This window comes from Streptomyces sp. NPDC006743 (genome assembly GCF_040703815.1).
In the GTDB taxonomy this organism is placed as follows: Bacteria; Actinomycetota; Actinomycetes; order Streptomycetales; family Streptomycetaceae; genus Streptomyces.
Genome location: NZ_JBEYJA010000003.1, coordinates 164,068 through 189,545, shown reverse-complemented (window position 1 = coordinate 189,545; position 25,478 = coordinate 164,068). Strand labels below are relative to the sequence as shown.

Sequence of the window (25,478 nt, the reverse complement as noted above, 5' to 3'; positions counted from 1 at the left end):
TTCCGGTCCGGACGCTCCCGGGCGGTCCGCACGCAGACGCGTCACGGGGCGGCTCTCCGGCGTGCCCGCCACCGGGCGGGGCGGGGGTCAGCCGGTGGGCGCGTCGAGTTCCGCGGCCATCGCGGCGCGCAGGCGCAAGGTCGTCACCAGCCGCTGGAACGCCTCCGCCCAGTAGCCGCCGGCTCCGGGCGACGCGTCCTCCGCCTCGTCCGGCACCGCCAGCAGCCCGTCGAGCCGGGCCGCCTCCGCGGGGTCCAGACACCGCTCGGCCAGCCCCATCACTCCACTGAAACTCCATGGGTAGCTCCCTGCGTCCCGCGCGATGTTGAGCGCGTCGACCACCGCCCGTCCGAGCGGCCCCGCCCACGGCACCGCGCACACCCCGAGCAGCTGAAAGGCCTCGGACAGTCCGTGCGCCGCGATGAAACCGGCGACCCACTCGGCCCGTTCCGCACCGCTCAGCGTGCCGAGCAGCTTGGCCCGCTCGGCCAGCGACACCGCACCCGGACCGCCGGCCTCGGGCGCCGCGGGCTCGCCGAGCAGCGCCCGCGCCCACCGGGCGTCCCGCTGCCGCACCGCCGCCCGGCACCAGGCCGCGTGCAGTTCGCCCTGCCAGTCGTCGGCCACCGGCAGCGCCACGATCTCCTGCGGGGTGCGCCCGCCCAGCCGCGGGGACCAGGTCCCGAGCGGAGCCGCCTCCAGCAGCTGACCCAGCCACCACGAGCGCTCACCCCTTCCCGACGGAGCCTTGGCCACCACACCGTCGCGCTCCATGCTCGCGTCGCACTCGTGCGGGGCCTCGACGGCGATCGTCGGCGTGTCACGGGTGTGGTCGACGGCCACACAGGCCGCGGCCCGCTCCGCCATCCGTGCCGCCAGCGCCGATCCGGGCAGCGCCGACAGCAGCTCGGCGGCGGTGGAGCGGACGTTGCGGCTGCGGTCCGCGAGGGCCTGTTCCAGGAACGGCTCGTCGTCCGGGCCCAGGCAGGCCCGCAGCGAGTCGAGGAACATCAGCCGGTCCTCGGCCCGCTCGGTCGCCCACGTGCCGGCGAGCAGTTCGCGCGCCGCCTCGGGCCGCTGCTGCCGTATCGCCGCCAGGAGCGCGACGCGCTCGGCGAACAGGCCCTCCTCCCACAGCCGCCGGATGCGGGCGGTGTCCTCGGGGCCGGGCAGTGCGGCGCCGCCGCCGGGGGCCGCCCGCAGCGCGAACCGCCAGTCCGGGTTCAGCCGGGCCAGCCACAGCGCGCGCGGGCCGGCGAAGGCCAGCGCGGCGGGCCGCAGGTCCGTACGCCCCCGGGCCGCGTCCAGCAGGGCGGGCAGCGCATGCGCGGGTGCCGCGTAGCCGCGGGCGTTCGCCGCGGCCAGCCACTGCGGCAGCAGTTCCATGAGGTCCGGTGCCGTGCCCCTGCGGCCGCCTCCGGCCGTCCCGGACCGGTCGGCCAGCAGCTGGGTGAGCCTGCGGGCCGCGGCCGGCGGCACGACGGGGCGGGGGTCCGCGGGCGCCGGCCGGGGGCGCTCGCCCGCCGGTGCCGGGAGCAGGCCCGCACGGCGGCTGACGGTGAGCGCGGCCGCCGCGTCCAGCAGCGCCACCGGCGCGTCCCGGCCGGGGACTCCCGCCGGGGGCCTGCGGCGGTCCGTGCCGAGCAGCGCGGTGGTGACCAGCTCCTCCCAGGCGCCCGCTGCGGGCGCGTCCACCGGGGCGGAGGTCGTGATCATGAGCGTCCTTTCCGTTGCCGGGTGCCCGAAGAGGGTGGTCGGAGGGTCACCCGGTCCGGGTTTCCCCTGGGGTGGAAGAAATGCGTGTAACCGGTGAGAAAGGGCGGGCTCGTGGGGTGTCGTCGGGGTGCGCCTTTCGGGTGAGACTTCCCGCTCTGCCCCGAAGCCCTCGCTCCGTACGCCGACGTCACTCCGATGCCGGACACGACACCCCTGCCGACCGGGGCGGATGTCGCAGACGGTGTACAGGTGATCAGCACAGGGTCACCGCCTCGCCGTCACCCTGCGGCCATGCCGTCAAGGGGGTGAACCCGCGGTGGCCGCACTCCCCGAAGACCGTGACCGGCGCTCCACCCGAAAGGGCGACCAGCCGCCACAGGCCGGGCCGGGAACGGGCCAGGGGGGTCAGGGGCAGTGCGTGGTCCGACTCCGCGTCGGCCAGCTGCCAGGAGTCGCCGGCCGGGACCGGTACCACCTCGCCCAGCGTCACCGGGACCGACTCCAGCCAGGGGTCGTCACGCAGCGCCTCGCCGTAGCGGGCCACCGCCTGCGCCGTGCTCACGCCGGGCGGGCGGGTACGCGTCGGGGCCGGGGGCGCGAACTGCTCGCCCAGCGCCGCGCGCAGCTGTCCCGCGCCGGGATAAGGCGTCACCTCCGCCTCCAGGTACAGCCCCACCGGCAGCGCCGGCTCGGGTGCGCGGCCGGCCGCGCCGTAGGACAGCAGCAGGACCGTACGGCCAGAACCGGTGCCGTGCAGCCAGATCCGGCGCGTGGTCAGCTTCGCGTCCGCCGTGTCGTACTGGGCGAGGACGAGCCAGCGGTCGCGCACCGGCGGCCCCTCGGCGGAACCCGGCAGGCCGACGCGGGAGCGGACCGTCGCCGCCAGGTCCTGCGGCAGCCGCTCGCGATGCAGCCAGCCCTGGTCCAGGAGGTGCAGCAGCGCGCACTCCTCCAGCAGCCGCACCGGCCAGCCCGGACCGGAGGACGGTATCGCGCCCAGCTCACGCACCCGGGCCGCGAGCCCCGGGGCCTGGGCGTCGACCATCCGGGCCGCCGTCTCCTCCCACAGTCCGTACCCCGCCTGCTCGGCCGTGGCCAGGCCGCCGCGCAGGAGGTCGGCCAGACGCTGCTCCAGTTCCGTCGCGCCCGCGGTGATCCGCTCGGCCCGGCGCTCCGCCCGGCGCAGCGCCGCCCGCGGGTCCGCGGCGCCGCCCGCGGGCCCCGCCGCCTGCTCCGTCTTCTCCGAGGCCCGCTTGCGCCGGCCGGCCAGCCACTGCTCGGCCCACTGCGGTGTTCCAGCGGCGGGCACGGTGGCGACCGCGTCCTCGCCGCCCGCCCACAGCAGCAGCAGTCCGAGCGCGTGCTTGCACGGGAACTTACGGCTCGGACAACTGCACTTGTACGCCGGACCCGACGCGTCGGCGAGGTCGACGACCGTCTGATACGGCTTGCTCCCGCTGCCCTTGCACAGCCCCCACACCGTCCCCTCGTCGGTACTCCCCGCCTCGGACCACGGACCCGCCGTGCCGAGTTTGCTTCCCGCTTTGCGTGACGCGACGTCAGGCGCCAGTGCCAGCACCTGGTCCGCACTCCAGCGCACCCCCTGCTGAGTCATGCCGTCGAAGGTAGGCGCCCCCACTGACAATCGGCCCCGGCGAGCGCGTTTGTGCAGGTCGGAACGCATTGTCAGTGCCGTGGTGCACGGTTGGTGACAGATCCGAACCGGCCGAGCTGGAGGGGGCCTCAGCCATGTCTGTGACCGTAGAACCCACGTCCGCGGAACCGATCCGCACCGACTCCGCGCCCGCGAACACGGGCGGCGAGCACAGCGAGCAGGCGCTGCGGCCGCACGCCGAGGACGCCTTCGCCGCCGAACTCGCGGCCCTGGCCGCACAGGACGACCGTCCGCGCCCGGCGCGGTGGAAGCTGTCGCCGTGGGCCGTGGCCACCTACCTCCTCGGCGGGACCCTGCCGGACGGCACGGTGATCACACCCAAGTACGTCGGCCCGCGCCGCATCGTCGAGGTCGCCGTCACCACCCTCGCCACCGACCGCGCCCTGCTCCTGCTCGGCGTGCCCGGCACCGCCAAGACCTGGGTGTCGGAGCACTTGGCCGCCGCGGTCAGCGGCGACTCCACGCTGCTGGTCCAGGGCACCGCGGGCACCCCGGAGGAGGCGATCCGCTACGGCTGGAACTACGCCCGGCTGCTGGCGCACGGACCGAGCCGGGACGCCCTGGTGCCCAGCCCCGTCATGCGGGCGATGGCCGAGGGGATGACCGCCCGCGTCGAGGAGCTGACCCGTATCCCGGCCGACGTCCAGGACACGCTGATCACGATCCTGTCGGAGAAGACCCTGCCGATACCGGAGCTGGGCCAGGAGGTGCAGGCGGTCCGCGGATTCAACCTGATCGCCACGGCCAACGACCGCGACCGCGGGGTCAACGACCTGTCCAGCGCCCTGCGCCGGCGGTTCAACACGGTGGTGCTGCCGCTGCCGGAGACCCCCGAGGCCGAGGTGGACATCGTCTCCCGGCGCGTCGACCAGATCGGCCGCTCCCTCGACCTGCCGTCCGTGCCGGACGGCGTCGACGAGATCCGCCGGGTCGTGACGGTCTTCCGCGAACTGCGCGACGGCGTCACCACGGACGGCCGGACGAAACTGAAGTCGCCCAGCGGCACGCTGTCGACGGCCGAGGCGATCTCCGTCGTCACCAACGGGCTCGCGCTGGCCGCGCACTTCGGCGACGGAGTGCTGCGGGCCGGTGATGTCGCGGCGGGCATCCTCGGCGCCGTCGTCCGCGACCCGGCGGCCGACCGGGTCATCTGGCAGGAGTACCTGGAGACCGTGGTCCGCGAGCGCGACGGCTGGAAGGACTTCTACCGGGCCTGCCGGGAGGTGAGCGCGTGAGCGACGGCGTGAGCGGCACGGGACCGGACCGGTGACGGACGTGAGCGGAAGGGGAGCGGTGACGGGCGTGCGGGGGACGGGAGCGGTGACGGGCGTGAGCGGGCCGGGAGCGGTGAGGGACGGCCTGGTGCGGGCCCGCGACGACGACGAGCCCAGCTGGACGGGCAGCCGGGGCGGACGACGGGCAGTGGGGGGACGGCGTGCCGGACGCTGAGCGCGACGAGGGGAAAGGCAGGCGCGGATCCGACGCGGGGCCGCTGCTGCTCGGGGTGCGGCACCACGGGCCGGGTTCCGCGCGGGCGGTGCGGGCGGCGCTGGAGGCGGCCCGGCCGTCGGTGGTGCTGATCGAGGGCCCACCGGAGGCCGACGCGCTCGTCCCGCTCGCCGCGGACGAGGGCATGCGGCCACCGGTCGCCCTGCTCGCCCACGCCGTGGACGAGCCCGGCCGCTGCGCGTTCTGGCCGATGGCCGGCTTCTCCCCGGAGTGGACCGCCCTCCGCTGGGCCCTGGAGCACGGCGTCCCGGCCCGCTTCATCGACCTCCCGGCCACGCACACGCTCGCCTGGGAGACCGGCACCACCGCGACGCCCGAGGACGGCGGGGCGCCCGAGGACGGCGGGACGTCCGCAGACGGCGGGGAGCCACGGGACGGCGGGGAGCGCACGGGCGGGGAGGGCTCCGCGGAGGAGGGGACCGCGGAGCCCTCGGGAGGGCCGGCCGGCGCCGAGGTGCGAGTCGATCCGCTCGCCGTGCTGGCGGAGGCCGCCGGGTACGACGACCCGGAGCGCTGGTGGGAGGACGTCGTCGAGCACCGCGGCGCGGGACGGAAGGACGCGTTCGCCCCGTTCCTGGTGCTGGAGGAGGCCATGGGGGCGCTGCGCGAGACGTACGGCAGCAGCGACCGCGATCTCGTGCGCGAGGCCCACATGCGGCTCCAGGTGCGGGTGGCGCAGCGGGAGTTCACCGGCACAGTGGCCGTGGTGTGCGGCGCCTGGCACGTGCCCGCGCTGCGGCGCAGGACCACCGTCACCGCGGACCGGGCGCTGCTGAAGGGGCTGCCGAAGGTCAAGGCCGACATGACGTGGGTGCCGTGGACGCACCGCAGGCTCTCCCGGTTCAGCGGATACGGGGCGGGCGTCGACGCGCCGGGCTGGTACGCCCATCTGTTCGACGTGCCGGACCGCCCGGTCGAGCGGTGGCTGACGAAGGTGGCGGGGCTGCTGCGCGAGGAGGACCGGATCGTGTCCTCCGCCCACGTCATCGAGGCGGTACGGCTGGCCGAGACGCTCGCGGCGATGCGGGGCCGGCCGCTCCCCGGGCTGAGCGAGACCACCGATGCCGTGCGGGCGGTGATGGGCGACGGCTCGGACGTGCCGCTGGCCCTGGTGCACGACCGGCTGGTGGTCGGGGACGTCCTCGGCGAGGTGCCGGAAGCGGCGCCCGCGGTGCCGCTGCAGCAGGACCTGAACCGCCTCCAGCGCAGGCTGCGCCTCAAACCCGAGGCTCCGGAGCGGGAGGTGGAACTGGACCTGCGCAAGGAGACCGACGCCGCGCGCAGCAGGCTGCTGCACCGGCTGCGGCTGCTGGGTGTCGGCTGGGGCGAGCCGGCGGCCTCCCGGGGGAGCACCGGCACCTTCCGGGAGACCTGGCGGCTGCGGTGGGAGCCGGAGCTGTCGGTGCGGGTCGCCGAGGCCGGGGTGTGGGGCACGACCGTGTCCGCCGCCGCCACCGCCAAGGCCGAGGCGGACGCGGTCGGCACGGACGTCCTCGCCGAGGTGACGGCGCTCGCCGAGCGCTGTCTGCTGGCCGGGCTGTCGGAGGCGCTGCCGGTGGTGATGCGCGTGCTCGCCGACCGGGCGGCGCTCGACACCGACGTCGGGCACCTCGCCCAGGCCCTGCCGGCCCTGGTCCGCTCGCTGCGCTACGGCGATGTGCGCGGCACGGACACAAAGGCCCTGGCGGAGGTGGCCGCGGGTCTTGCCGAGCGGGTCTTCGTCGGCCTGCCCCCGGCCTGCGCCGCCCTGGACGCGGACGCCGCCGAGGAGATGCGGCGCCACATGGACGCGGTCCACACGGCCGTGGGTCTGCTCGGTGACACCCTCGGGGCGGGCCGCGGCGATCTGCGGGCCCGCTGGCACGGCGTGCTCGGAGTCCTGTCGGGCCGGGAGAGCGTGGCCGGGGTCGTCCGGGGCAGGGCGGCGCGACTGCTGCTCGACGACGGCGCCCTCGCGCAGGAGCGGGCGGCGCGGCTCATGGGGCTCGCGCTCTCCCCGGGCACACCGCCGCCGGACGCGGCCGCCTGGATCGAGGGCTTCGTCGGCGGCGGGGGCGGGATGCTGCTGGTGCACGACGAGCGGCTGCTCGGGCTGGTCGACGCCTGGCTGTCCGGTGTGCCGGCGGACGCGTTCACCGACGTGCTGCCGCTGCTGCGGCGCACCTTCTCGGCGTACGAGCCGGGGGTGCGCCGGACGCTCGGGGAACTGGTCCGGCGCGGTCCGGGGCAGGACGACCGCTCGGCCGGGACGGCTGCGGCCGGCGCCCCCGGTTTCGCGGCCGTCCTCGACCAGGAGCGGGCCGCCGCGGTGCACCCGGTGGTGCGGCTGCTCCTGGGACTGGACAGCCCCGGCTCCGGCAGGGGCACCGAGTCCGGCCGGGACACGGAGTCCGGCCGGGAGGCCGCGCCCGGTCTGGACGCCGAGCGTGACCCGCACGCCACCCCCGGTCGGGAGGCCCAGCCCGGCCGAGACACCGGGCCCGGCCCGGACAGCGGTGCGGGTGTGGCCTCCGGGGCCGGCGCCGCGGGGAAGAGTGGCGACCGGTTCGCGGGGGCGGCGGTGAGGGCGATACCCGAGCGGTACGACGGGGTGGCGGTATGACGGGGCTGGAGAGCCATGACGGGGATGGCGGTGTGTGATGCCGGTGGGGCGTGACGGGATGGCGGTGTGGCGATGCCGGTAGAGCGTGACGGATGGCGGTACGGCGATGTCGGCAAGGCGTGACGGGGTGGGGGGTATGACCGTGGCAGAGGGGTACGGCGCGGGTGGGGCGGACGCGGACCGGGAGCGGTTGCGGCGCTGGCGGCTCGTGCTCGGCGGGGACACGGCCGACGGCACCGGATGCGCCCTCTCCGGGCGGGACGCGGCGATGGACGGGGCGCTGGCCGCGCTCTACGGCAAGGGCGAAAGACCGCAGACGGGCCGGGCCGGGCGGGAGCGTTCCGCCGGGCTCGGGGCCTCGGCACCCTCCGTGGCGCGCTGGCTCGGGGACATCCGGACGTACTTCCCGGCCTCCGTCGTCCAGGTGATGCAGCGGGACGCCATCGACCGGCTCGGGCTGTCCGCGCTGCTGCTGGAACCGGAGATGCTGGAGGCGGTGGAAGCGGACGTCCACCTGGTCGGCACGCTGCTCTCGCTCAACAAGGCGATGCCGGAGACGACGAAGGAGACGGCACGGGCCGTGGTGCGCAGGGTCGTGGAGGACCTGGAGAAGCGCCTCGCCACCCGTACCCGGGCCACCCTCACCGGCGCTCTCGACCGCAGCGCCCGCATCAACCGGCCGCGCCACCACGACATCGACTGGAACCGCACGATCGCGGCCAACCTCAAGCACTACCTGCCCGAGTACCGCACGATCGTGCCGGAGCGGCTCATCGGGTACGGGCGTGCGTCGCAGTCCGTGAAGAAGGAGGTCGTCCTCTGCATCGACCAGTCGGGGTCGATGGCGGCCTCGGTGGTGTACGCGTCGGTGTTCGGGGCGGTGCTGGCGTCCATGCGGTCGATCAGCACGCGGCTGGTCGTGTTCGACACGGCGGTCGTCGACCTGACCGACCAGCTCGACGACCCGGTGGACGTGCTCTTCGGTACCCAGCTCGGCGGCGGAACGGACATCAACCGGGCGCTGGCGTACTGCCAGTCGCAGATCACCCGGCCCGCCGAGACGGTGGTCGTGCTGATCAGCGACCTGTACGAGGGAGGCATACGCAACGAGATGCTGAAGCGGGTGGCGGCCATGCAGGCGTCGGGGGTGCAGTTCGTGACGCTGCTCGCGCTCTCCGACGAGGGGGCGCCGGCGTACGACAGGGAGCACGCCGCGGCGCTGGCGGCGCTCGGCGCCCCGGCGTTCGCCTGCACCCCCGACCTGTTCCCCGACGTGATGGCGGCGGCGATCGAGAAGCGTCCGCTGCCGGTCCCGGAGACGGCGTGAGGCGTACGGGCCGCGGGCGCGGCGGGCGGGCCGGCACAGCTCCCACCCCTCGGTGACAGGGGCTTGCGCGAGGGCGGGCGGAGCGTGCAAGGATCAGTGCCCCGTCGGCCCGCGCCCGGGTCCGGAGCGGCCCGCGGCAGCCCGCGAGACCTCGTGCGTACAAGGATCAGTGCCTCCTCGGCCCGCGCGCCGGGCCCGCGGCAGCCCGCGAGGCCTGGCGAACCCGGTGGGACCTGGCGAACCCCGTGGGACCGGTGGGCCCGGTCGGCCGAAAACCGTCGGTTTCTCCGGACGTCCGCCCGGCAACCCGCGGAAGGGCCGGCTGGTCCCCATTGGGGTGGGGATCAGCCGCCCGAGCCCCCAAGGGCTCTTCCAGGGGTCTCACCGGGTCAACCCCAGCCCGGTGAGATCCCGACGGAAGCCTCGCCGCAGGCCCGCCGCGACCTCACACGCGGCACGCGGTGCCAGTGAAGGCGGCATCATGTGACAGGTATCACCGCTCAGGTGTGACCCTCGATTTATGGCGCCCCCGCAAGCGGCGATAACCTGCGAGATGGACATGCCGCGCGCTCGGACACCGTGTGCGCCTCCCTTGTGACAAGCGGACGTCACGTTGCCCTTCGCGGCACGCCCACGCATCCAACGAACCGCGAGATCACTGATAGGGACGGAAGCGCGTGGACCTGTTCGAGTACCAGGCGAGGGACCTCTTCGCCAAGCACGATGTACCGGTGCTGGCCGGTGAAGTCATCGACACGCCTGAGGCGGCGCGCGAGATCACCGAGCGTCTGGGCGGCAAGTCCGTCGTCAAGGCGCAGGTGAAGGTCGGTGGTCGCGGCAAGGCCGGCGGCGTGAAGCTCGCCGCCACCCCGGACGAGGCCGTCGCCCGCTCGACGGACATCCTCGGCATGGACATCAAGGGCCACACGGTCCACAAGGTCATGATCGCCGAGACGGCCCCCGAGATCGTCGAGGAGTACTACGTCTCCTTCCTCCTCGACCGTGCGAACCGCACCTTCCTCTCCATCGCCTCCGTCGAGGGCGGCATGGAGATCGAGGAGGTCGCCGCGACCCGCCCCGAGGCCGTCGCCAAGACCCCGATCGACGCCATCGACGGTGTGACGCCGGAGAAGGCCCGCGAGATCGTCGAGGCCGCCAAGTTCCCGGCCGAGGTCGCCGACAAGGTCGCGAACGTCCTGGTCAGGCTCTGGGACACCTTCATCAAGGAGGACGCCCTCCTGGTCGAGGTCAACCCGCTGGCCAAGGTCGCCTCCGGTGAGGTCATCGCCCTGGACGGCAAGGTGTCGCTCGACGACAACGCCGAGTTCCGTCACCCCGACTTCGAGGCCCTCCACGACAAGGCCGCGGCCAACCCGCTCGAGGCCGCCGCCAAGGAGAAGAACCTCAACTACGTCAAGCTCGACGGTGAGGTCGGCATCATCGGCAACGGCGCGGGTCTCGTCATGAGCACCCTGGACGTCGTGGCGTACGCCGGTGAGAAGCACGGCAACGTCAAGCCCGCCAACTTCCTGGACATCGGCGGCGGCGCCTCCGCCCAGGTCATGGCGAACGGCCTGGAGATCATCCTGGGCGACCCGGACGTCAAGTCCGTCTTCGTCAACGTCTTCGGTGGCATCACCGCCTGCGACGAGGTCGCCAACGGCATCGTCCAGGCCCTGAAGCTCCTGGAGGACCGCGGCGAGAAGGTCGAGAAGCCGCTCGTCGTCCGCCTCGACGGCAACAACGCCGAGCTGGGCCGCAAGATCCTCACCGACGCCAACCACCCGCTGGTGCAGCGCGTCGACACCATGGACGGCGCGGCCGACAAGGCCGCCGAGCTGGCCCACGCCGCCAAGTAATCACTCAGGACGAGGACACCAACACACCATGGCTATCTGGCTCAACAAGGACAGCAAGGTCATCGTCCAGGGCATGACCGGCTCCACCGGCATGAAGCACACCAAGCTCATGCTCGGCGACGGCACCAACGTCGTGGGCGGCGTGAACCCGCGCAAGGCGGGTCAGACCGTGGACTTCGACGGCACCGAGGTACCGGTCTTCGGCACCGTCAAGGAGGCCATCGAGAAGACCGGCGCCGACGTCACCGTCATCTTCGTGCCGGAGAAGTTCACCAAGGACGCCGTCGTCGAGGCCATCGACGCCGAGATCCCGCTGGCCGTCGTGATCACCGAGGGCATCGCCGTGCACGACTCGGCCGCCTTCTGGGCGTACGCCGGCAAGAAGGGCAACAAGACCCGCATCATCGGCCCGAACTGCCCCGGCATCATCACCCCGGGCCAGTCGAACGTCGGCATCATCCCGGGCGACATCACCAAGCCGGGCCGTATCGGCCTGGTCTCGAAGTCCGGCACGCTGACGTACCAGATGATGTACGAGCTGCGTGACATCGGCTTCTCGACGGCCGTCGGCATCGGTGGCGACCCGATCATCGGCACCACGCACATCGACGCGCTCGCCGCGTTCGAGGCCGACCCCGAGACCGACCTGATCGTCATGATCGGCGAGATCGGCGGCGACGCCGAGGAGCGCGCGGCCGACTTCATCAAGGCCAACGTGACCAAGCCGGTCGTCGGCTACGTCGCGGGCTTCACCGCGCCCGAGGGCAAGACCATGGGCCACGCCGGCGCCATCGTCTCCGGTTCGTCCGGCACCGCCCAGGCGAAGAAGGAGGCCCTGGAGGCCGCGGGCGTCAAGGTCGGCAAGACCCCGACCGAGACGGCCAAGCTGGCGCGCGCCATCCTCAGCGCCTGAGTCCGGTTCCGCGCGGCGGAACGGCGGACATCGGTGGGCCCGTCCCCGGCGACACGCCGGGTGCGGGCCCACCGCCGTCTCCGGACCGCGAGCCCCGACCGGCGAGGACTGGCCGCGAGCCTCGACCGGCGAGGACCTGGCCGACGGGGTCCCGGTCGGCGAGCCCCGACCGGCGAGGACCGGCCGCGAGCCCCGGCCGACGCGGCCCTGACCGGCAAGGCCCTGGCCGCCGGGGCCCGACCGGCGCGGCCCTGGCCGGCCGAGCCTCGACCGGCGCGGCCCCGACCGCGAGCCCCACCAGCGTGGCCCCGGCCGGCGCCCCCGGCCGTGAGCCCTGGCCGGCGCCCCCCGGCCGTGCGCCCTGGTCGGTCCGTGGCCTGCCTACCGGGTCTCCGGTGCCAGTCGCTCCGGGCCTGACGTCACCTCCTTCTTCAGTTCGGTGCGCAGCTTCTGCTCCTGCTGCGACAGAGGGCCGAGCAGGCCCTGCACCGGCAGGCCCTGGACCGCGTGGCCGGGGGAGACCGGCGCGAAATAGCGCGTGGGCGCCGTCTGCAGGGTGAGCGCGGTGGCGCCGATGACGGTGACCGTGAACGCGATGGCGGACCGCGTCCAGAAGCGGGTGCTGCGCTCCCCGGCGGTCCGTACGGCAGCGGGCGCCGCGGGCCCCGCCGGACCCGGAACCGACCCCGCGGCCGGCACCCGCACCGCCGCCCCGGCGCAGGTCACCGCGGCCCCGGCGGAGGTCACCGCGGCCCCCGCCCCCACCGCGCCACCGGCCCCCGCCACGGCCCGGGCACCGGCACCGGCACCGGTCCCCGGCCCCACCACGACACCGGCCCCCGCGGCCACCGCGGCCCCCGCTCCCATCACCGTGCGCGTCGCGTCGCCGGCCAGGTGCCAGGCCGAGCCGAGCCGGACCAGGCGCCGGTGCAGTTCCGCCGGGTCGGCGAGTTCCGGCAGGCACGCGGCGACGGCCTCGCGGGCGTGCATCAGCCGGTTCGCCGCCGCCGGGGTGCTCGCCTCGGTCTCCGCCGCGGTCTCCGGCAGATCGAGGCCGACACCGTCGTAGAGGACCAGGGTGCGGCGGTACGAGGGCGGGAGCCGCAGCAGGGAGTGCTGGAGCGCGCGGTCGGCCGGGTCCGGGGGCGGGTCGGGGACGCGGTTGCGCGGCAGGCAGCGGTGCCAGGGGGAGAGCGCGCAGTCGTACGTCGTGGCCCTGACCCAGCCGGCCGGGTCGCGGTCGTGGGCCACCTCCGGCCAACGCTGCCAGGCCAGTTGGAAGGCCCGCTCCACCGCTTCGCGGGCCCGCTCGCGACGGCCGGTGAGCAGGTAGGCCTGGCGTACGAGGGCCGGTGCGCAGAAGGCGTAGAGCGCGTCGAAGGCCTGAGCGGGTGTCAGGGGCTCCGCCGCGCTCGCACCGGTCTTCCGTTCGATCTGAGTGCGCGTCAGCGTGGCGCCCGGACCCCGGTGTCGGTCCGCCGGGCGTGGTGGCCGTGGGTTCGCATGACTGGTCGTCACCGTGCGTCCCTCCGTGTGAATAGGCACATAAACGTATATTGAGCGACACTTCGGAGGTTCGCCTGTTGCGCCGGGAAAGCGTGTGACGTTGGGAGCATGGCGGGCGTGATCCAGACGACCCCTCGACGTCCGCCGTTGCCCCGCCTGCGCACCCGGGTACGGGACCGCTCACCCGGACTCGGCGCAGGTTTCCTGGGCGGCGTGGTCGCGGCGGGCCTCGGCCTCGGCTCGTTCGCCGTGCTCGACGTCGTGCTGTGGATCAGTTCGCCGTACCCCGACAGCGGGCCGAGCGGCGCGCTGCACGTCGCCGCGGCGCTGTGGCTGCTGGCGCACGGCGCCGAACTGGTCCGCACCGACACCCTCACCTCGGTGCCCGCGCCGATCGGCCTGACCCCGCTGCTGCTGTCCGTGGCGCCCGTCCTGCTGGTGCACCGGGCCGCGCGGGACGCGACCGACGGTGGTGACGGCGGGCCGCTCGTCCCCCCGCGCACCGCCTGGGCCGGTGTCCTCCTCGGGTACCTCGCCGTCGCCGTCGGCGCCGCGGTCTACGCGGCGGGCGGGGCGCTGCACCCGGCGTGGTTCTCGACGGTGGTGTGGGTGCCGTTCGTCGCCGCGGTGGCGGCGGCCAGCGGCGTCTGGGCGGCGTACGGCTGCCCGCGCGCGCCGCTGGACCGGGCGCTCGGCTCGCTCTCGCCCGGCGTACGGCGGCTGCTGCTCGGGCCGGGGCCACGGGCGCGGCTCGGTGCCTCGGCCCGTGCGGCCGGGGCGGGAGCGGTGGTGTTCGTCGGGGGCGGGGCGCTGGTGCTCGGGGTGTCACTGGTCGGGCACGGTCATGCGGCCCAGGGCGCGTTCCTGAAGCTGACGGAGGGCTGGTCGGGGCGGTTCGCCGTGCTGCTGCTGTGCCTGGCGCTGCTGCCGAACGCGGTGCTGTGGGCGGCGGCGTACACCCTCGGCCCCGGCTTCGTGCTCGGCGCCGGGCACACGGTCGACCCGTTCGTCTCCGCGCCGGCTCCGCTGCTGCCGCCGTTCCCGCTGCTCGCGGCGGTGCCGGACGCGGGGCGGGGCAGCCCGCTGCACCTGGTGACGGCAGCGGTGCCGGTGGCTGCCGGACTGTCCATCGGCTGGTTCGTCGCGTGCGCGGCGGCGCGGGAAGGCCGGGACCGGCGGGACGCGGGGGACGGGGGAGGCCCCGGGAACTCCGGGGACTCGCGGGACGGGGTGCGGGCGTGGTCCTTGCGGCGGACGGCGGGCGGGGCGGCTCTGGCGTGCCTGCTGTGCGCGATCGGACTCGGGGTCTTCGCCGAACTGGCGGGCGGCCCGCTGGGGAACGCCGTCCTCGACGACTTCGGGCCGGTGGGCTGGCAGGTCATGGGCGCCACCCTGCTGTGGACCTCGGCGGCGGCCGTGCCGACGGCGCTGGCCGTACGGATCTGGCACTGCCTGGGCGGCCGGATCCGCGGCGTAGGGGAGGCCGGGCAGGGGCTGATCGGGCGGCCCCGTCCCGGAGGGGGCGGGAAGGACGGCGTGAGCGGGGGGAGCGGCAAGGGCGGTGCTCGGCCGGTACGGGTCCCGGACACCGGCGGCTGGCTGCCCGCGCGGTACGACGCCGCCCTCGAACCGTACGACGTCCTGCCCCTCGACCCGCCGTCCCTCGACCCGCCCTCCTGGCAGACGGCCCCCGCGCGGCCGCAGCAGACGGCCTCCGCGAGGCCGGAGGGATCCGCGAAGCCACAGAGGTCGGCGAAGCCACAGGGGTCGGCGAAGCCACAGAGGTCGGCGAAGCCACAGGGGTCGGCGAAGCCGGACGGGGCCGGGAGGCCGGAGGGGCCGGCGGAACCGCAGAGGTCCGCGAGGCCGGACGGGGACGGGAAGCCGGGAGCGACGACCGCCGAGCCGCAAGGACGCGTACGATCCGGGCCCGCGACGGGACCGGGCCCCTCCGGCACCGGCCACAGCGGCAACGCCGGCAACACCGGGGAAAGCCGGAACACCGGCGCGGCGGCCGACGGCGCCGGCGTGTCCGAGGTCCACCGGCAGTGGAGCGCGGACGCCCGCCGGGCCACCGCGGCCAGCCCTCGGAACAAGGCGGACGGCTCCCTGGGCGGCGCGGACGGCCCCGTGGAGACGGCCGCGGCGCCCGCCGCCCTGCCCGCGCAGGACATCAGGCCGCCCGCCCCCACCGACGAGCCGGCCGGGTGACCCGGAGCCCCGGGTGAGCCGCCGACCTGTGTCCCGAGGAGCCCCGGGCGGCCCGCTGACGCAAGAACCGAGGGACTTGGCGGCCCGCTGACCCCGAGGGACCGGGCCGCTCGCCCACGCGGGACCCGAGGGGCCTGGGTGGTGGCCCGCTGACGTGGGATCCGAGGGACCTGGGCGGCTCGCCCACGCGGGCCCCGAGGGGCCTGACTGGTGGCCCGCCGACGTGGATCCGAGGGACCTGCGCGGCCCGCCGACGTGGGATCCAGGGGCCTGGGCGGGCCGGGGGCGAGGGTCCCGGCCGGCCCGGGGTACGACGCCTCCGCGGGGCGCCCGTCTCAGCCGTCCGTGCCCAGCATGCCCCGCAGTTCGCTCGGCAGGTGGCGGTCGCAGGACTGCTGGGCCTGGTGGGTGAGCGCGTCGTTCACACAGGAGTAGTAGTCGCGGTAGACGAACTGCGCGGCGAATCCCGCCGCGACCAGGGCGAGCGCCAGGGACGCGGTGACCAGGCCGCTGATCGCCGCCGTCAGCTGGGGCCGGTTGCTCTCGGGCGCCGGGGCCGGCGCCGCGTTGTCCGGGCCGGGCCTGCGCGGCTTGGTGCGCAGGGCGCTGATGCCCCAGTACAGGGCGAGCGCGCCGAGCAGCAGGGCGACGGGCGCCCAGCCGAACAGGACGAAGAAGAAGGCCCACATGCCGGACAGCAGAGAGAACCGGGCGCGGCGCTGCGCGGGATCGGCGGGGTCCCAGCGCATGCCGGGGCCGGGCCTGCCCTGGCCGCCGCCCGGCTGTCCGGGCCCGCCGCCGGGCCGCTCGGGCCGCTCGCCGAAACCGCCGGGGGAGCGGCCGGGCTGGCGGTCGCTCCACTGGCTGCCCCAGGGGGAACGGCCGTCACCGGAACCCTGACCTTGTCCCTGGCCTTCACCGGAGGATCCGGAGCCCTGCCCGGATGAGTCCTGCCCGGAGGGGTGGCGGGGCTGCCAGGGGCGGTCGGGCGTGCCCTCGGCGGGCGGGGCGAACGGGTTGTCGTCGGGAGCGGAGCCGCCTCGCCCGCCGCCGTCGTCACCGCCCGCGGGCGCGTGGGGCGGTGAGGCGGGGCGCTCCCGCAGCAGCACGGCGCCGCGCTCCCCTCCCTGCACCGACAGCGGAGGGAGCGTGAGGAGTCGCGGGCTGCGGTCGGGCATCAAGTGAGCGTCTTCCCCTTGGTGAGTCACGACTGGTCGACTGGTCGGGCGGTCCGCCGGGGGCCGCCGTCCGGTCCGCGAGACGGTTCGCAGGCGGTGCGAAGAACGAACCGGCAGACGAAACCGGCAGGCGAACCGACAAGCAGCCCGGGGCGATCCGACAGGCCCCTCACCCCTTGAACGCCCGGAGCGCGGAGTGCGTTCCCCCGCTCTCCCCAGGTGTCCCCGGCGCGGTCCCGTACCAGGTCTGTGCAGACGCTACCTTCCGGCCACGCCCCCGTCCCATGGGGGCCGCCGGGAGTGCCGGTATCGTTGCTGGCGGTCGGCCGTTTCGTAGGCTTCCCCGTATCCGGGGGCGCGAAGCATTCGTACGACCGTACAAAACAGCTTCCCCGAGAAAGGGCCCCACCGTGGCCGCCAAGCCCGTGGCCAAGCGCCTCGTCGTGCTGGTCTCCGGATCCGGCACCAATCTGCAGGCGCTCCTCGACGCGATCGCCGAGGCCGGAGCCGAGTCGTACGGTGCCGAGATCGTCGCCGTGGGCGCCGACCGCGACGGCATCGAGGGGCTGGCGCGCGCCGAGCGCGCCGGGCTGCCGACCTTCGTGCGGAAGGTCAAGGACCACGCCACCCGCGAGGAGTGGGACGCGGCGCTCACCGAGGCCGTCGCCGCCCACGAGCCCGACCTCGTCGTGTCCGCCGGGTTCATGAGGATCGTGGGGAAGGAGTTCCTCGCACGGTTCGGCGGGCGTTTCGTGAACACGCACCCCGCCCTGCTGCCCAGTTTCCCCGGGGCCCACGGCGTACGGGACGCGCTCGCGTACGGCGCGAAGGTCACCGGCTGCACCGTCCACTTCGTCGACGACGGCGTCGACACCGGCCCGATCATCGCCCAGGGCGTGGTCGAGATCCGGAACGAGGACGACGAGAGCGCGCTGCACGAGCGCATCAAGGAAGTCGAGCGAAGGCTGCTCGTCGAGGTCGTGAGCCGGCTCGCCCGCCACGGCTATCGCATCGAGGGACGAAAGGTAGTTATCCAGTGACCGCCGAGAGCAACAAGCGGCCCATCCGGCGCGCGCTCGTCAGCGTCTACGACAAGACCGGTCTGGAGCAGCTCGCGCGCGGGCTGCACGAGGCGGGCGTCGAACTCGTCTCCACCGGCTCCACCGCCGCGAAGATCGCCGCGGCCGGCGTGCCCGTCACCAAGGTCGAGGAGCTGACCGGCTTCCCCGAGTGCCTGGACGGCCGGGTCAAGACGCTGCACCCGAAGGTGCACGCGGGCATCCTCGCCGACCTGCGCCTGGAGGACCACCGGCGGCAGCTGGCCGAGCTGGGCGTGGAGCCCTTCGACCTGGTCGTCGTGAACCTCTACCCGTTCCGCGAGACGGTCGCCTCCGGCGCCTCGCCCGACGAGTGCGTGGAGCAGATCGACATCGGCGGTCCCTCCATGGTCCGCGCCGCCGCCAAGAACCACCCCTCGGTCGCGGTCGTCACCAGCCCCGAGCGCTACGCCGACGTCCTCGCCGCGGTGCAGGACGGCGGCTTCGACCTGGCCACCCGCAAGCGGCTCGCCGCCGAGGCCTTCCAGCACACCGCGTCGTACGACATCGCGGTGGCGGGCTGGTTCGCCTCCTCCTACGCGCCCGTCGACGACTCGGCCTTCCCCGACTTCCTCGGCGCCACCCTGGAGCGCAAGAGCACGCTGCGCTACGGCGAGAACCCGCACCAGCCCGCCGCGCTCTACGTCGACGGCACCGGCACCGGCCTCGCCGAGGCGGAGCAGCTGCACGGCAAGGAGATGTCGTACAACAACTACACGGACACGGACGCCGCCCGCCGTGCCGCGTACGACCACGACGAGCCGTGCGTGGCGATCATCAAGCACGCCAACCCGTGCGGCATCGCGGTCGGCGCGGACGTCGCCGAGGCGCACCGCAAGGCGCACGCCTGCGACCCGGTCTCCGCCTACGGCGGTGTCATCGCCGTGAACCGGCCGGTCAGCAAGGAGATGGCCGAGCAGGTCGCGGACATCTTCACCGAGGTCATCGTCGCCCCGGACTACGAGGACGGCGCGCTGGAGGCGCTCGCCAGGAAGAAGAACATCCGGGTCCTGAAGGCGCCGGGCGCGCCCTCCCACCCGGCCGAGGTCAAGCCGGTCGACGGCGGGGCGCTGCTCCAGGTCACCGACCGCCTCCAGGCCGACGGCGACGACCCCGCCCACTGGACCCTGGCCAGCGGCGAGGCCCTGTCCGCCGACGAGCTGGCCCAGCTCGCCTTCGCCTGGAAGGCCTGCCGGGCCGTCAAGTCCAACGCCATCCTGCTCGCCAAGGACGGCGCGTCGGTCGGCGTCGGCATGGGCCAGGTCAACCGCGTCGACTCCTGCAAGCTGGCGGTCGAGCGGGCCGGCGAGGAACGGGCGCGCGGCTCCTACGCCGCCTCGGACGCGTTCTTCCCCTTCCCGGACGGCCCCGAGATCCTGATCGCGGCAGGCGTGAAGGCGATCGTGCAGCCGGGCGGTTCGATCCGCGACGAACAGGTCGTGGAGGCCGCGAAGAAGGCGGGCGTGACCATGTACTTCACGGGCACGCGCCACTTCTTCCACTGAGCACCTCACCCCCGAGGCGCCCCTGTGCGCCACCTTTGGCCGGTTCTTTACGGTCGGTGGTCATCCGGGCCGGTGCCGCACGTACCCTGTGCGGCCCACCCGGATGATCACCGCTGCGAGGACCGGCCTTTTCCATGACCTCTCACCCGGCCGGTCCCCGGCCCCGCCCGCGCCTGCTCGTCCGGGCCGTCCCGGTGCTGTGGACCGTCCTGCTCGGCCTGTGGGGACTGTCCCGGGGCCACAGCGTGTGGCGGGACGAGGCCGCGACCTGGATCGTGGCGCAGCGGTCGGCCGGCGAGATCTGGCACACCCTCCAGCACGTGGACGCCGTGCACGGGCTCTACTACCTGTGGATGCACGCCCTCTTCGGCTGCTTCGGGCCCGGCATCACGACGCTCAGACTGCCGTCCGTGCTGGCCATGGCCGTCGCGGCGGCCTGCGTGACGGCCGTCGGGTGCCGCCTGCGCGGAACGCGGACGGGACTGGCGGGCGGCCTGGCCCTGGCGCTGCTCCCGGCGATCCAGTTCCAGCTCCAGGACGGCCGTTCCTACGCGCTGGTCGCGGCCGGTGCCGGAATCTCGACGCTGCTGCTGGTCACACTGCTCCAGGGGCGCGGCGGGGCGGGGCGATGGGCCGCCTACGGGGGCGTGGTCCTGGTGACCGGGCTGCTGCACTGGCTGTCCCTGCTGGTGCTTCCCGCGCACGCCGTGACCCTGCTCTGGACGCGCGCCGGGCGCGGGACGCGGGCCCGGTGGGCGGCGGCGTCGGTGTGCGCGGTGGCCGGGGTGCTGCCGCTGGTCCTCTACAGCCGGACCCAGGCGGGCCAGGTGGCCTGGATACCCCCGCTGACCTGGCACACGGTGACCGGCCCCGCCGTCCTGCTGGCGGTGGGCGTCCTCGCGGCCCTGGCGGACCGGCCGCGGGCGGGCCGGCTGTCGGTGGCGGCCGTCGGGCTGCCGCTGCTCGCGGTGCCCCAACTCGGTCTGATCGGCCTCTCGTTCGTCCAGCCGGTCTTCCTCGACCGGTACGTCGCGTTCAGCCAGCTCGGGCTGGCCCTGCTCATCGGCGCCGCCCTCGACGCGGCGGCACGGGCGGCGGCCCCGCGGTTCCCGGCCGCGTCCGCGTGGCTGGTCCCCGTGGCGCTCGTGGCAGCGGTGGCCGCACTGCTGCCGCAGTCCGTGGCCGTGCGCTCGCCGGGCAGCAGGGTGGACGACGTACTGGCGGTCTCCGGCCACGTGCGCAGGTTGCACCGGGACGGGGACGCGGTGCTCTTCGTTCCCGCGTTCCGGCGGGACACCGCGCTGGTCTCGCCCGGCGACTTCGCCGGTCTGCGGGACATCGCGCTGGTCCGCGGCCCCGCCGAGTCCGGGACGCTGGGCGGCGAGGAGGCGGATCCGGCCACGATCCATGCCCTGACCCTGGCCCAGCGGCGGGTCCTGCTGGTCACCGACGCGTCCCTGCCGCCCGGCCCGGCGCCCCTGGCCCGGGACGAGGCGAAACTGGCCGCCCTGCGCACGCACTTCACGGTCGTCGCCGACGAACGGGTGCGGGGGCGGCGGGTGACGGTCTACGAACGCCGGTCCGCCGGCTCCCGGATCAGCTGACGGGCACCTCGCACCAGACGGTCTTGCCGCCCGGCTCCTGCCGTACGCCCCAGCGCAGCGCGACCGAGTCGAGGAGGAGGAGCCCGCGCCCGGACTCCTCCTCGTCGCCCGCGTGCCGCACCACCAGCCACGCGTGCGGCTCCCGGTCCGTGACCTCCACCCGGACCCGGCCGCCGCCCGCGGCGTGCACCCGTACGGACACGGGGGTGCCCTCGCCGACGTGCCGGATCACGTTGGCCAGCAGCTCGCTCACGCACAGCTGCACGTCCGGGCACGGCCGCCCGAGGTACTCGCGCACCGCACCTCCGGTACGGCCTTGGGCAGCGCGAGCAGATCCAGCGTCAGCGCGGACCTCACCCCGCCGCCCCCTCGCGCAGCGCGGCGGCCAGGGCCCGCGCGGTGTCCAGGTTGCAGTTCCCGAGTGCGATGAGCGGGGCCGTGTACGACCCGGCGACCGAGGGCGCTTCGAGCCCCAGCGAGGGAAGTGTGATGCCGTGCGCGGCGAGTGCGGCGCGCAGTGCCTCCAGGTGGGCCTCGGCTTCCTGGACGTGGGGTTGAGGCACGGGCGTACGCCTTTCTGTGTGCGATGCGTGACGAATCACTCACACAGTGGCGTGGGGCGGCGTACCGTGAAAAGAGTTTGGGTTGCGCACGGTAACTGGTAAACGGCGGTGATGAGTTGTGCCTGCTCGCAAGGACCCCGACGCGTCGACGAGCGTCCCTTCCTTCTACGGCGCGGAGTTGCGCTTCAAGCGGGAGTCCGCGGGCCTGACGCTGGAGCAACTGGCCGAGGGGAGCTTCCGGGGGATCTCGTTCTTGAGTCAGATCGAACGGGGTGAGCGGCGGATGCCGGTCGATCTCGCCCGGCACGTGGACGACAGGCTGGGAACGGATGGGTTTTTCCAGCGGCGGTGTGAAGACGTCGCCAAGGCGCGGCAAGTAGGGCACCCGTGGTACTACGCCGATATCCCGGATCTGGAGAGGCAGGCCCAGACGCTGGAAGAGTGGGCGCCCAGTGTCGTCCCCGGGCTTTTGCAGACCGAGGCGTACTTCCATGCCCGCATCGAGTACGGAGCTCCTGAGACGCCGGTTGAGGTGGCCAAGGAGCTTGTCCAGGCGCGTTTGGCGCGTGCGGAGCTGTGGAGTCGTGCGGAACGCCCTTCCTACTGGGTGATCTTGAATGAGTCGGTCATCCGGCGGACGCCGCTCCCTCCGGCAGTGATGGCTGAGCAGCTGGAGTACATCCTCGACGTCGTGCAGTCCACTCGGAGCATTCTTCAGGTGGTTCCGGAAACCACCCCTTGGCCCCCGCTCGCTCATGCCATGGCCAAGATCATGACCTTCGCTGATGCCCCGCCATTGGTGTACACGGAGGGCGATTTCGCTGGGCAGCTCGTCGACTATCCGGCGCAGGTGAGGGAGTACCGTCGTAGGTACGATCTGCTGAGGGCCGTCGCCCTGCCGCCCAAGGCGTCCCTGGCCTTGATGAAAGAAGCAGTGAGGACCCTCAAAGATGAAGCACAGCAACGGGATTGACCCGGGCTCCGTCGCTTGGCGCAAGAGCAGCTACAGCAACGATGAGGGCGGTGACTGCGTCGAAGTAGCCGACGTTCCCGCCTTCGTCCCCGTCCGCGACTCCAAGAACCCCACAGGACCCGTCCTCCTCTTCCAGCGGAGCGCGTGGACACCGTTCCTCTCCGCGCTCAAGAACAGGTGAACGCATGACGGTGGCCTCCGGCCCTCCCCCAGGAGGGGCCGGAGGCCACCGTCGTCAGCGGGCCCGGCTCAGCAGGGGCGCAGTGACCAGATCGGGTCCCACGTGGCCGTACCGGCCTCGTAGGCCGTGGACGTCCAGCGGACGCTGCCGTCCTTGTTGAAGAACCTGGCGACCGTGCCGGGTGTCTGGTTGTTGGTGAAGGGGCCGTTGCCGGTCCAGTTGTTGAGGTTCCACGTCTGGCACTTGTAGAAGTCGAACTTCTGGCCGTTGACGAGCATGCAGAGGTGGCCGTACGCGCAGTCCAGGTCCTTCAGGGCGGCCTGGCCCTTGGGCGCGGCGGTGACCGTCAGGCCGTCGTAGCGGACGGCGTCGGCGGACACGTGCAGCGCCTTCGGGTGGCCGGCCAGGACCTGCTCGGCCTGCTGCTGGAGGCTGGTCACCCGGGTGCCGGCCGGGTCCGCGGCCGGGTCCGCGGCAGAGGCCGCGGCCGAGGCGCCGGCGATCAGTGCGGTCGCCGCGACGAACAGCGCGGCGGGCTTCTTCACGTTCACAGGTTCCCCCATGTGACGAAGGTGGTCGTTCCGCCGGAGCGGAGTGGTTCCACCGTCGCAGGGGCCGCGCGGCGCCGGTACCTCGGAAGTCTCAGGGTCACCTGCGGCCCGGGGGCGTGTACTCCTTGAGGTAGTGGGCGACGCGGGCGCAGTAGTCGCGGTACTTCGGGGGAACTCCGCCCGCGCCGTTCACCTTCCGGAACGACGTCCGGTAGGCGGCGGCGATCAGCACCCGCTTGTCACCGGGCAGGCCCGGTTCCAGGTTCGGGGCGATGAAGCACAGGTAGCGGCCCATGGCCGGGATGGACACGGCGGCCGGGAACGGGGGCCGGGGGGTCGTGGCCGCGGGCTGCCCGTCGGACCGGATCCACCAGCGCAGCACTCGGGGGGTCCAGCGGGCGATGCCGTACTCGTCCTTGGCGGGGTCGGACAGGTTGGGGTCGAAGTCGCTCTCCGCCTTCAGCATGGCGGCGATCAGGGCGGGGGTGACGTCCGGGTTCGGGCAGGCGTGCGCCGCGTCGACGATCAGCGGCCGGTAGGAGGGCGGGACGCCCTGGTCGGTACGGAGTTCGGGGGCGCCGTAGGTGGCGGGGGCGACGGCTCCCGGCAGGGCCGCGGTGTCCTCCGGGCGGAGCGTGGTGTTCGCGGCGGGGGGCGGCGGGTCGTGCGCCAGGGCGCCGATGCCGTAGCCGAGCGCGGCGACGGCGGCCCCGGCGAGCACGCCGCCGGTGAGCAGCCGGCCGCGGCGGCCCCGCACGGCGCCCCGCGGGCGCAGCCGCCGGACGCCGGACGGACGCGCGGTGCCCGCCGCGGCCTCCACACGCCGCAGCAGGGCCTCGGTGCCGATCCGGTCGGCGTGCGTGCGGGTCAGGCATTCCTGGAGGATCTCCCGCCAGGCGCACGGGAGTCCGGGGGACAGGGTGAGTCCGGCCGTGCCGCGGGCGTAGGCGACGGCGGCGTCCCGGCGGACCGTCGGGGTGCCGCCGGGCAGCGGGAAGGCGCCGGTGAGGGTCAGGTGGGCGAGGACGCCGAAGGCCCAGATGTCGGCGGACGGGCGGATCTGGCGCCCGCGTTCGCCGACCTCGGACCACAGCAGCTCGGGCGGGGTGTAGTCGGGGGTGGAGAAGGCGGGGGAGTAGGCATGGGTGCCTTCGAGTTCGGCGGCCATGTTGAAGTCGGCCAGGCGTGCCGAACCGTCGTGCATCAGCAGCACGTTGGCCGGTTTCAGGTCGCCGTGCACCCAGCCGGCCCGGTGCAGCTGGGCCAGGCCCTCGCAGATCTGGGCGAGCAGCGCGTCCTTCGCGGCGGGCCGGGGACCGGCGGCGAGCAGCGCGGCCAGCGAGCCCTCCGCCTTCTCCAGGACGAGGACGGTGGCGCCGTCGAGGCCGGGGTGGCCCGGGTCGTCGACGGTGAGGGTCTCGTACATCCGGATGAGCCGGGGGCGGCGCAGCCGGCGGTGCAACGTCACCTCCCGTTCGACGAGTTCCCGCAGATGGGCGAGGCGGCGCGGGGTGCCCGTGCCGGTGGGCAGGAACTTCAGCGCGGCCGTGCGCGGCAGGTCGGGCGGGGTGCCGCCGCCCGTACCGCCGGCCGCTCCGGTGCGCCGGGCCTCGTACACGCTGCCGAAGGCACCCGTGGCGATGGGCCGCCGCACCTCCCAGACGCCGACCCGGTAACCGCGGGGCACCGGTACGGCGTACGGCTCGCTCACCGCTGGTCCGGGCCGGGGACGGCCGGCTGCCCGGCCGGCACCGCCGGGCGCCGCGGTGGCGGCGCGGCGAGCACCACCAGGTCGTCCTCGCGCACCAGGTCGAAGCGGAGCGCGAGCGAGACCAGCGACTCCTTCTTGCCGTTGAGCCGCGGACCGGTCTCGGCGGTGTCCGGACCGGGTTTGAGGCGCAGCTTCACGGCCAGGTAGTCGATGTTCCACTGCACCGACGTACGGGACGCGGCGGGCCAGGCGGGCCGCAGCCGCTCCACGACCTGGTCGACGGTGGGCAGCGGCGCGTGCGGGTCGCCGCGCAGCCGGGGCTCGCACAGGGCGGCGAGCACCGCGAAGTAGCGCTTGGCCCGGTCCACGGAGAAGGCGGGCGCGGTGGGTTCGCCGTCCGGCCCGTCCGGTCCGGCCAGGTAGTCGTGCCGGGGCGCCCACACCTCGATCGGCAGCAGGTCACCGGCGGCGGGCAGCACGATCCGGGAGAACTCGAAGGGGACGGGGGCGTCCAGCCGTCCCGGCCCGACCTTGATGTGCTCGCCCGCGCCCTCGGGGTTCTCCACGACGTAGGTCTGGCGCGCGGAGAGGTTGCTGAGTATCCAGAAGGCGCCGTGCGCGGTGATCACACCGGCGCGGCGGGAGACCCCGTCGTGCCCGATCACCAGGTCGTTGCCGGCGGCGGAGCGCCCGAAGGCGAGGCGGTCGCCGGGCGCCAGCCGCAACTGGGTGCCGTTTCGCTCGTCCTCCGTGGTCGGCGGAGGTACCACGATGATGCTGTACAAGGTGCGTCTCCC

At 74.3% G+C, this 25,478-nt stretch carries 20 protein-coding genes; 11 read left to right on the top strand and 9 right to left on the bottom strand.

Annotation, left to right across the window (positions count from 1 at the left end):
* Positions 1–87 precede the first annotated feature (87 nt).
* Positions 88–1,716, bottom strand: coding sequence for a DUF5691 domain-containing protein (locus ABZ719_RS03940; RefSeq protein WP_366723648.1), 1,629 nt, complete (start codon positions 1,714–1,716; stop codon positions 88–90).
* A gap of 253 nt (positions 1,717–1,969) precedes the next feature.
* Positions 1,970–3,331: an SWIM zinc finger family protein gene (locus ABZ719_RS03935; RefSeq protein WP_366723647.1), complete on the bottom strand. Its 1,362-nt coding sequence runs from the start codon at positions 3,329–3,331 to the stop codon at positions 1,970–1,972.
* A gap of 134 nt (positions 3,332–3,465) precedes the next feature.
* On the opposite strand from ABZ719_RS03935, the gene ABZ719_RS03930 reads away from it, so the two are divergent.
* From ABZ719_RS03930 to sucD, 5 genes are all read left to right on the top strand, one after another.
* On the top strand, positions 3,466–4,626 hold the full coding sequence (locus ABZ719_RS03930) for an AAA family ATPase (protein ID WP_366723646.1): 1,161 nt from the start codon (positions 3,466–3,468) through the stop codon (positions 4,624–4,626).
* A gap of 200 nt (positions 4,627–4,826) precedes the next feature.
* On the top strand, positions 4,827–7,502 hold the full coding sequence (locus ABZ719_RS03925) for a DUF5682 family protein (RefSeq protein ID WP_366723645.1): 2,676 nt from the start codon (positions 4,827–4,829) through the stop codon (positions 7,500–7,502).
* 136 nt (positions 7,503–7,638) lie between these two features.
* Positions 7,639–8,829: a VWA domain-containing protein gene (locus tag ABZ719_RS03920; protein ID WP_366723644.1), complete on the top strand. Its 1,191-nt coding sequence runs from the start codon at positions 7,639–7,641 to the stop codon at positions 8,827–8,829.
* 677 nt (positions 8,830–9,506) lie between these two features.
* Positions 9,507–10,688 (top strand): ADP-forming succinate--CoA ligase subunit beta, encoded by a 1,182-nt coding sequence (gene sucC / locus ABZ719_RS03915; RefSeq protein WP_366723643.1) that lies wholly within the window; start codon positions 9,507–9,509, stop codon positions 10,686–10,688.
* Between the two features lie 28 nt (positions 10,689–10,716).
* A complete protein-coding gene (sucD, locus tag ABZ719_RS03910; RefSeq protein WP_366723642.1) occupies positions 10,717–11,601 on the top strand; it encodes a succinate--CoA ligase subunit alpha in 885 nt (294 codons plus the stop codon).
* Positions 11,602–11,982: 381 nt separating this feature from the next.
* Here the strand turns inward: sucD and ABZ719_RS03905 are convergent, their stop codons facing one another.
* The gene (locus tag ABZ719_RS03905) at positions 11,983–13,119 is read right to left on the bottom strand and encodes a sigma factor-like helix-turn-helix DNA-binding protein (protein ID WP_366723641.1); all 1,137 of its coding nucleotides are present in this window, start codon (positions 13,117–13,119) and stop codon (positions 11,983–11,985) included.
* A gap of 105 nt (positions 13,120–13,224) precedes the next feature.
* On the opposite strand from ABZ719_RS03905, the gene ABZ719_RS03900 reads away from it, so the two are divergent.
* The gene (locus tag ABZ719_RS03900; protein ID WP_366723640.1) at positions 13,225–15,318 is read left to right on the top strand and encodes a DUF6350 family protein; all 2,094 of its coding nucleotides are present in this window, start codon (positions 13,225–13,227) and stop codon (positions 15,316–15,318) included.
* A 335-nt stretch (positions 15,319–15,653) separates the two neighbouring features.
* Here ABZ719_RS03900 and ABZ719_RS03895 read toward each other — a convergent pair whose 3' ends face one another.
* Positions 15,654–16,496 (bottom strand): hypothetical protein, encoded by an 843-nt coding sequence (locus tag ABZ719_RS03895; RefSeq protein ID WP_366723639.1) that lies wholly within the window; start codon positions 16,494–16,496, stop codon positions 15,654–15,656.
* Between the two features lie 410 nt (positions 16,497–16,906).
* Between ABZ719_RS03895 and purN the strand changes: the two genes are divergently transcribed.
* The 3 genes from purN (at position 16,907) to ABZ719_RS03880 (ending at position 20,702) form a co-directional block, all read left to right on the top strand.
* Positions 16,907–17,536 carry a phosphoribosylglycinamide formyltransferase gene (purN, locus tag ABZ719_RS03890; protein WP_366723638.1) on the top strand — a complete coding sequence of 210 codons (630 nt, stop codon included), beginning with the start codon at positions 16,907–16,909 and terminating at the stop codon, positions 17,534–17,536.
* Entirely contained in the window at positions 17,533–19,098 is a 1,566-nt protein-coding gene (gene purH / locus ABZ719_RS03885) for a bifunctional phosphoribosylaminoimidazolecarboxamide formyltransferase/IMP cyclohydrolase (protein WP_366723637.1), read from the top strand. Before purN ends, purH begins: the two co-directional genes overlap by 4 nt.
* 134 nt (positions 19,099–19,232) lie before the next feature.
* A complete protein-coding gene (locus tag ABZ719_RS03880) occupies positions 19,233–20,702 on the top strand; it encodes a glycosyltransferase family 39 protein (RefSeq protein ID WP_366723636.1) in 1,470 nt (489 codons plus the stop codon).
* Here ABZ719_RS03880 and ABZ719_RS03875 read toward each other — a convergent pair.
* Positions 20,695–21,000 (bottom strand): ATP-binding protein, encoded by a 306-nt coding sequence (locus tag ABZ719_RS03875; RefSeq protein ID WP_366723635.1) that lies wholly within the window; start codon positions 20,998–21,000, stop codon positions 20,695–20,697. The two genes, ABZ719_RS03880 and ABZ719_RS03875, sit on opposite strands and share 8 nt — an antisense overlap.
* A 55-nt stretch (positions 21,001–21,055) precedes the next feature.
* Complete coding sequence (locus ABZ719_RS03870; RefSeq protein WP_366723634.1) at positions 21,056–21,265, bottom strand: hypothetical protein; 210 nt, start codon at positions 21,263–21,265, stop codon at positions 21,056–21,058.
* 118 nt (positions 21,266–21,383) lie between these two features.
* Here ABZ719_RS03870 and ABZ719_RS03865 point away from each other — a divergent pair, with 118 nt between their 5' ends.
* Positions 21,384–22,238, top strand: coding sequence for a helix-turn-helix transcriptional regulator (locus tag ABZ719_RS03865; RefSeq protein WP_366723633.1), 855 nt, complete (start codon positions 21,384–21,386; stop codon positions 22,236–22,238).
* The gene (locus ABZ719_RS03860; protein ID WP_366723632.1) at positions 22,216–22,419 is read left to right on the top strand and encodes a DUF397 domain-containing protein; all 204 of its coding nucleotides are present in this window, start codon (positions 22,216–22,218) and stop codon (positions 22,417–22,419) included. The genes ABZ719_RS03865 and ABZ719_RS03860 overlap by 23 nt, the downstream gene beginning before the upstream one ends.
* A gap of 68 nt (positions 22,420–22,487) precedes the next feature.
* Here ABZ719_RS03860 and ABZ719_RS03855 read toward each other — a convergent pair whose 3' ends face one another.
* The 3 genes from ABZ719_RS03855 to ABZ719_RS03845 all read right to left on the bottom strand — a co-directional run bounded on the left by ABZ719_RS03855 (position 22,488) and on the right by ABZ719_RS03845 (position 25,466).
* The gene (locus ABZ719_RS03855; protein WP_366723631.1) at positions 22,488–22,982 is read right to left on the bottom strand and encodes a hypothetical protein; all 495 of its coding nucleotides are present in this window, start codon (positions 22,980–22,982) and stop codon (positions 22,488–22,490) included.
* Positions 22,983–23,067: 85 nt separating this feature from the next.
* On the bottom strand, positions 23,068–24,681 hold the full coding sequence (locus ABZ719_RS03850) for a protein kinase (protein WP_366723630.1): 1,614 nt from the start codon (positions 24,679–24,681) through the stop codon (positions 23,068–23,070).
* Complete coding sequence (locus tag ABZ719_RS03845; RefSeq protein ID WP_366723629.1) at positions 24,678–25,466, bottom strand: FHA domain-containing protein; 789 nt, start codon at positions 25,464–25,466, stop codon at positions 24,678–24,680. Before ABZ719_RS03845 ends, ABZ719_RS03850 begins: the two co-directional genes overlap by 4 nt.
* Between the last annotated feature and the right edge of the window lie 12 nt (positions 25,467–25,478).